The sequence below is a fragment of the Mesorhizobium sp. M7A.F.Ca.CA.004.04.2.1 genome (assembly GCF_004022825.1).
In the GTDB taxonomy this organism is placed as follows: domain Bacteria; phylum Pseudomonadota; class Alphaproteobacteria; order Rhizobiales; family Rhizobiaceae; genus Mesorhizobium.
The window spans coordinates 1-6919 of the sequence record NZ_RZPH01000227.1 but is presented as its reverse complement, the minus strand read 5'-3'; the positions used below and the strand labels follow the sequence as shown (position 1 = coordinate 6919).

General features: G+C 64.2%; 6 protein-coding genes and 1 pseudogene. 1 reads left to right on the top strand and 6 read right to left on the bottom strand.

Translation table 11 applies throughout. The features are described 5' to 3' along the window. Positions 1-469, top strand: a 469-nt coding sequence (locus tag EN893_RS12800) for a fatty acid desaturase (RefSeq protein ID WP_206640107.1), incomplete at its 5' end; no start/stop codon positions are given. A 117-nt stretch (positions 470-586) separates the two neighbouring features. Here the strand turns inward: EN893_RS12800 and EN893_RS12795 are convergent. The 6 genes and pseudogenes from EN893_RS12795 to cysG all read right to left on the bottom strand — a co-directional run. Beyond that, positions 587-2190, bottom strand: a pseudogene (locus tag EN893_RS12795) (GMC family oxidoreductase N-terminal domain-containing protein). 98 nt (positions 2191-2288) lie between these two features. Continuing rightward, positions 2289-2822: a DUF934 domain-containing protein gene (locus EN893_RS12790; RefSeq protein WP_127271069.1), complete on the bottom strand. Its 534-nt coding sequence runs from the start codon at positions 2820-2822 to the stop codon at positions 2289-2291. A 172-nt stretch (positions 2823-2994) separates the two neighbouring features. Beyond that, the gene (locus EN893_RS12785; RefSeq protein ID WP_127272509.1) at positions 2995-3759 is read right to left on the bottom strand and encodes a phosphoadenylyl-sulfate reductase; all 765 of its coding nucleotides are present in this window, start codon (positions 3757-3759) and stop codon (positions 2995-2997) included. Continuing rightward, entirely contained in the window at positions 3734-5404 is a 1671-nt protein-coding gene (locus tag EN893_RS12780) for a nitrite/sulfite reductase (RefSeq protein WP_127272508.1), read from the bottom strand. The genes EN893_RS12785 and EN893_RS12780 overlap by 26 nt, the downstream gene beginning before the upstream one ends. 43 nt (positions 5405-5447) lie before the next feature. Then, positions 5448-5741, bottom strand: coding sequence for a DUF2849 domain-containing protein (locus EN893_RS12775; protein ID WP_127272018.1), 294 nt, complete (start codon positions 5739-5741; stop codon positions 5448-5450). Continuing rightward, the coding region (cysG, locus tag EN893_RS12770) for a siroheme synthase CysG (RefSeq protein WP_128361564.1) at positions 5738-6919 on the bottom strand (1182 nt) is incomplete at its 5' end. The genes EN893_RS12775 and cysG, both read right to left, overlap by 4 nt.

Genomic DNA, 6919 nt, shown 5'->3' with positions numbered 1-6919 from the left:
GACCCCTTGGGTGTCGTCGATGACCACCAACCTTGGCATCGCGGTCGCAGCAGCCGTCCTTATCTGGTTCGTCGGCCCGGGCGCTTTCCTGGTGGTTCACCTGCCGATCGTCATCCTCGCCGGTTCGGCCGGCATCTGGCTGTTCTACGTCCAGCACCAGTTCGAGGAAACAGAATGGGCGAAGGATGCCGACTGGGAATTCCAGCACGCCGCCTTGCACGGATCGTCGTATTACGACCTTCCGCCGGTGCTGAACTGGCTCACCGGCAACATCGGTGTCCATCACGTCCATCACCTCTCGGCCAAGGTGCCGTGCTACCGGTTGCAGGAAGTGCTGCGGGATTATCCCGAGTTGCGCGACATAGGCCGGGTTACGCTGCTCGAAAGCCTGCGCTGCGTCAAACTGGCATTGTGGGACGAAAACCGCCGCAAGCTGGTGTCGTTCCGCGAGGCACGGGCGGCGGCTTAAGCAATTCCAGGAGAAGTGTGAACGGTTTTCCAGGGAAAACGCGTAGCGTTTTCCCTGGGCAATTGCGTCACAACAAGAAGACCGCCGCGCCATGGGCGCCGCGGCCTGGAGCTCCGATCAGGCAGCCCTGATCATGTCGGCGGCCTTTTCGGCGATCATGATGGTTGGGGCATTGGTGTTGCCACCAATCAGTGTCGGCATCACCGAGGCGTCCACGACACGCAAGGCTTCAAGCCCGCGCACCTTGAGTTGCGGATCGACCACCGCCATCTCGTCGACCCCATCCGACAGGAGCCGACCGGGTGATAGACCGTGTCGGCGCGGGTACGGATATGGGTCATCAGATCGGCATCGCTCGGCTCGCCGGCGATGTGCATTTCCTTGTGCCGGTAGCGCGTCAGCGCCGGCGAAGCCAGCACCTGCCGGGTGATCCTCACGCCTTTCAGCAGCAGTTCCGCATCGCGCTGGTCGCCGAGAAAGCGCGGATCGATGCGTGGCGCGGCAAGTGGATCGGCGCTGGCCAGCCCAACCTCGCCACGCGAGTGCGGCCGCAATATGCAGACATGACAGGAGAAGCCGAAACCGTAGTGCAGCGTGCGCGCATGGTTTTCGACCAGGCCGATGACGAATTGCAGCTGCAGGTCAGGGCGCTCAAGCGCCGGGTCGGATTTGACGAAAGCGCCGCTCTCGGCCGACGGCGAGGCGATCAGCCCGGTTCCATCCCGCCGCCACTGCGCGATGTGCCTGAGGAAACCCCACGCGCCGCGCGGGCTCATGCCGAGCATATCGGTGTCCTTCGATCTCCAGCCGACGATAAAATCGAGGTGGTCCTGCAGGTTCTTGCCGACGCCCGGCAATTCGTGGACGACGGGAACGCCATGCACGGCAAGTTCGGCCGCCGGGCCGATACCCGACAGCAACAGAAGCTGCGGCGAACCGAAGGCACCACCGCAGAGGATCACCTCGCGCGACGCCTGTGCCACTGCCTCGCCTTTGCGCGTCCGGTAGCGGATGCCGGTGGCGCGCTTGCCGGCAAGGACGATGCCTGTGGCGTGCGCCCGCGTGATCACGGTCAGATTGCTCCGCTGCATCACCGGATGGAGATAGGCGGCGGCAGTCGAACAGCGCTCGCCATTACGGGCGCCACCGGCAAACTGGGTCACCTGGAAATAGCCGGCGCCCTCTTGTTCCGGTCCGTTGAAATCGTCCGAGGCGCGAATCTGGTTTTCGGCACAAGCCTCTATGAAGGCCTTGGCGATCGGCCTCGGCGAGCGCTGGTTCGACACTTTCAGCGGGCCGTCCCCGCCATGCAAGGCATCAGTGCCGCGCTCATTGCCCTCGGCGCGCCGGAAATAGGGCAGAACCTCATCCCACGACCAGCCCTCGCAGCCCAGATTTGCCCATTCGTCATAGTCGCTGCGATGGCCCCTGACATAGAGCATTGCATTGATGGCGCTGGAGCCGCCCAGCGCCTTGCCGCGCGGCTGGTAGCCCTTGCGGCCGCCAAGACCTTGCTGCGGCACGGTTTCGAAGGCCCAGTTGTTGATCCTGGGCCGGCCGGAAAGCATGCCGATAATGCCAGCCGGAGCGCGGATCAGCATATCCCTGCCCTCGCCGCCAGCTTCGATCAGGCAGACCGTTTTCGATGGATCTTCCGAAAGCCGCGCGGCAAGCGCACAGCCGGCGGACCCACCGCCGGCTATGACATAGTCGTAACGCATGAAGACCCCTCCCCGATCGTTCCACGGATTTTCCATCCGGACGATCAAGAGAAGGCCTGAACACGGCTGATGTAAAGACGCGCGGAATTACCGCAACGTCAGCTGCTGCGAACGCGCCGCCAGGAGTATTTCGGGCCTTTTGGTTCCGGCACGGCGGCTGGCTGGTAGTAGAGCCCCAATCCGCCGGTGCGGCCCTCCTCCAGGCGCTTCAACAGCACCGCATTGGAAATCTCGAACTCGTCGAAGCCTAGCCGCAGCATATGCGGCAGTTGGTCCACCAGCACCTGGCCCGTGGCGCGAACGGCACCTTCGAAATGGTAGCGGCCGCGCAGCAGTTCTCCCTTGGAGAAGGAGCGGCCGTCGCTGAAGGCCGGGAAGGCCAATGCCACCAGCGACAGCTGGTCGAGCAGGTCGGCAATCTTCTCGAGCTGATCACCAGGCTGCAGCAGGACGCCGAGCCGTTCCTTGGCCGAGCGGCGCACCTCCGGATCCAGATCGAGGAAGACTTGCAACGGCAGGATGAAGCGGCCGTTGCCGGACAGCGCATCGGCGCTTTCGGCATGCGTCCACTCATCCTCGTGAAAACCCGCAGGGGTCCAGAGTCGGGTCTCCGCTGTCGTCGGTTCAGTCATCAAAAAGTTCCTAAATAGTCAAACGAACCAAGGATGTGTTGAGATTCAGGTCAGGCTGCGCCGAAAATAGCGGCTTCCGAGAACCGGAGCGGAGCGTACTTGAAGTACGTGAGCACCGGAAGCGCAGGAAGCTGCCGTTTGCAGGCCAGCCTAACCTGAATATCAGCATATCCTAAAGGGATGCGTCGGTCAGCGACTTCTCCAGCCCCGACAGGTGAATGCCGCACTCGGTCTTGGCGTGACCGGCCCAGCGGCCGCTGCGCGCGTCCTCGCCCGGCTGCACCGGCTGCGTGCACGGGAAGCAGCCGATCGACAGATAGCCATAGGCGACCAGCGGATTTTCGCGCAGCGCATGGGCGCGCATGTAGTCCGCCTGGTCCGATGTCGTCCAATGCGCCAGCGGATTGATGCGGATGCGCGGACCGACCGCCTCGAACACCGGCAGCGCCGCCCGCGTCGCGGCCTGAAAACGCTTGCGGCCGGTGAGCCAGGCACGAAATGGCGCGACACCGCGCGCCAGCGGCTCCACCTTGCGCACGTCGCAGCAGGCGTCGGTGTTGCTCTGATGCAGATTGCCCGTCGGATCGATCCGTTCGAGTGCTGCTTCCTCGGGTTTGATCACCCTTATGTTGGTCAGCCCGAAATCGGCGGCGAGCGCGTCGCGATAGCCGAGCGTCTCCTCGAAATGCTTGCCGGTGTCGAGGAAAATGACCGGCAGCGTCCGGTCGATCTTGGCGATCATGTGCAGCAGCACAGCCGAATCCGCGCCGAACGACGACACCGCCGCGATCTCGTCGAGGAACAGTTCGCGGGCCGAGCGTTCGATGATCTCGATCGGCTTCAGATGACCATAGAGCGCATCGAGCCCCGCCGCTTTGGCGGCGATACCGTCATCGACGTCTCCAATACGGTCAAGCGGCCTTGGCTTCGCCAGCATAGAGCGCCTCCTTGAACGGCGCGGGACCGACTCGGCGGTAGGCGTCGATGAATTTCTCTTGTGGGTCGAGCCGGAGGCCGAGATAGGTCTCGACGATCTGCTCGATGGCGTCGGTGATCTCTTCCGACGAGAAGCCGCGGCCGATGATCTCGCCGACCGAGGTGTTTTCGTCGGCCGAGCCGCCCAGCGTCACCTGATAGAGCTCAGAGCCCTTCTTCTCGACCCCGAGGATGCCGATATGGCCGACATGGTGATGACCGCAGGCGTTGATGCAGCCGGAGATCTTCAGCTTCAGTTCGCCGATCTCGCGCTGCCGCTCAAGCGAGGCGAAGCGGCGCGAGATTTCCTGCGCGATCGGGATCGAGCGCGCTGTGGCCAGCGCACAGTAGTCGAGGCCCGGGCAAGCGATGATGTCCGATATCAGGTTGGAATTGGCCGTCGCCAGGCCGATGCCGACCAGCGCATCATAGACCGCCTTGAGGTCGGCGCGGGCCACATGCGGCAGGATCAGGTTCTGCTCATGGCTGACACGCAGCTCGTCAAAGCCATATTTCTCGGCGATGTCGGCGATCGCTTCCATCTGGCTGTCCGAGGCGTCGCCGGGCACCTCGCCGATGCCCTTCAGCGAGATCGTCACCGCCGCATAGTCGGGATGGCGGTGCGTCACGACATTCTGGTCGAGCCACTCCGAGAACCCCTTGGAATCGAGCCGCGCCAGCTTGACCGCCTGGTCGCCTTCCGGCCGCCCAGCGAGCACCGGTGGCGCGAAATAGGCCTCGATGGCGCGGATGTCGGCTTCCGGCAGCTTCAGCTCGGCGTCCTTCAACTCCTGCCACTCGGCCTCGACCTGGCGGGTGATCTCCTCGACGCCGGTCTCATGGACGAGGATCTTGATGCGCGCCTTGTACTTGTTGTCGCGGCGGCCATAGAGGTTGTAAACGCGCAGGATCGCCGTGCAGTAGGACAGAAGGTCGGCTTCCGGCAGGAAATCGCGGATCTTGCGGGCAACCATCGGCGTGCGGCCCTGGCCGCCGCCGATATAGACGGCGAAACCGAGTTCGCCGGCGGCGTTCTTCTTCAGGTGCAGGCCGATGTCGTGGGTCTGAATGGCGGCGCGGTCGCGCTCGGCACCCGTCACCGCGATCTTGAACTTGCGCGGCAGGAACGAGAATTCCGGATGCACCGACGACCATTGGCGCAGGATTTCCGCGTAGGGACGCGGATCGGCGACTTCGTCGGCGGCAGCGCCGGCGAAGTGGTCGGCGGTGACATTGCGAATGCAATTGCCGCTGGTCTGGATGGCATGCATCTCGACACTTGCGAGATCCGCCAGGATCGCCGGAATATCAGACAGCGCCGGCCAGTTGAACTGGATGTTCTGGCGGGTGGTGAAATGGCCATAGCCTTTGTCGTATTTGCGGGCGATGTGACCAAGCATGCGCAACTGCTTGCCGTTCAGCGTGCCGTAAGGCACCGCGATGCGCAGCATGTAGGCATGCAGTTGAAGATAGACGCCGTTCATCAGCCTCAAGGGCCGGAACTGGTCCTCGGTGATCTCGCCGGCAAGACGACGCTGCACCTGGTCGCTGAACTCGGCGACGCGGGCTTGGACAAAATCGTGGTCGAACTCATCGTAACGGTACATGCTTGGTCTTTCAGGGCGCGTCCGCCCATGCCTGGTGTCTTGGTTATGCTGCCCGCGCAGCCTGCTTGCCGAGATCGTTGCGAATGGTCGGGCCGGCAGCGCGGATCTTCTCGCGCAGCCGCACCGGTTGGACGACACCGTTGACGACTTCAGCGTCGATCAAATTGACGTCGACCACTTCGTTGGCGGCATAGGCCTTGGCGCCGATCGCCTCGAGCCTATCCTCCGCTGCCTTGTCATCGGCGAGGTCGGCATGGTCCACCGTCTCCGCCCAGCCGCCATCGGCGTACCAGACAGCAATGCCGTCGGTGAGGCGGTTGGCGGTCAGTATCTTCATGGCTGAACTCCTTCGGCGATCGAACTGGACGCACCTTCATGCCTGTGTGCCGCCAGCGGCTCGGATCGCTCAAAATTGGCGCCGGCGACCGCATCGCCGATGATGGTCATGACCGGGCCGGAAAGATCGGCGCGCGCTTCCAGCGACGGCAGGTCGGCAAGCGTGCCGTGGAAGCGACGCCGGTTGGCGAGGCTGGCATTCTCGACCACGGCCACCGCAGTGTCCGGCGACAGACCGGCCTCGATCAGCCGTCCGGCAACCTCGGCGGCCACCGAGCGGCCCATATAAACGGCGACGGTGGCGCCGGAAATGGCGAGCTTGGCCCAGTCGGGCAGCGAATTGCCCTTGAGGTCGTGGCCGGTGGTGAACACCATCGACGAGGAGACACCGCGCAAGGTCAGCGGCAGTTCGAAATCGGCGGCGGCGGCAAAGGCCGCGGTGACACCCGGAACCACCTCATAGGCGATGCCGGCATCACGAAGTGCCGCCATCTCTTCGCCGGCCCGGCCGAACACCAGCGGATCGCCCGACTTCAGCCGCACGACACGCTTGCCTTCACGGCCAAGCTCGACCAGCAGCGCATTGATCTCAGCCTGGCTCTTGGTGTGGCAGCCCTTACGCTTTCCGACCGGCAGGCGCTCGGCATCGCGGCGACCCATGGCAACGACCGCCTCGGGCACCAGCGCGTCATGGACGATGACATCGGCTTCCATCAGCAGACGATGGGCCCGCAAGGTCAAAAGATCCTCGGCGCCCGGACCGGCGCCAACCAGCGCGATGTGACCGCAAGCGGGCGTGTCCGACAGCAGGAGATCGACGGCAGCTTCATGCGCCTGCGAAAGCTGGCCGGCTTCGGCCGCGCGCGCAGGAGCGCCAGAGAAGAAATCATTCCAGAAGCGGCGGCGGGCATTGCCTTTCGGCAGCAGCTTCTCGGCAGCCCCGCGAAACGACGCCGCAAGAATTGCCAGCGGCCCGAGCGACGGCGACAGCATGCGGTCGATGCGGCCGCGCAACATCTGGGCAAGCACCGGGCCTGCACCTTCGGTGCCGATGGCGATGGCGACCGGCGCGCGGTTGACCAGCGCCGGGGTGAAGAAATCGCAAAGCTCAGGCCGATCGACGGCATTGACCGGAATGCTTAGGCGGCGCGCATCCGCAGCCACCCGACGGTCGAGTTC

Coding starts and splice junctions, on each gene's coding strand:
- EN893_RS12775 (WP_127272018.1), bottom strand. CDS start 5,741: ATGAAGATACTGACCGCCAACCGCCTCACCGACGGCATTGCTGTCTGG.
- EN893_RS12785 (WP_127272509.1), bottom strand. CDS start 3,759: ATGCTGGCGAAGCCAAGGCCGCTTGACCGTATTGGAGACGTCGATGAC.
- EN893_RS12780 (WP_127272508.1), bottom strand. CDS start 5,404: ATGTACCGTTACGATGAGTTCGACCACGATTTTGTCCAAGCCCGCGTC.
- EN893_RS12790 (WP_127271069.1), bottom strand. CDS start 2,822: ATGACTGAACCGACGACAGCGGAGACCCGACTCTGGACCCCTGCGGGT.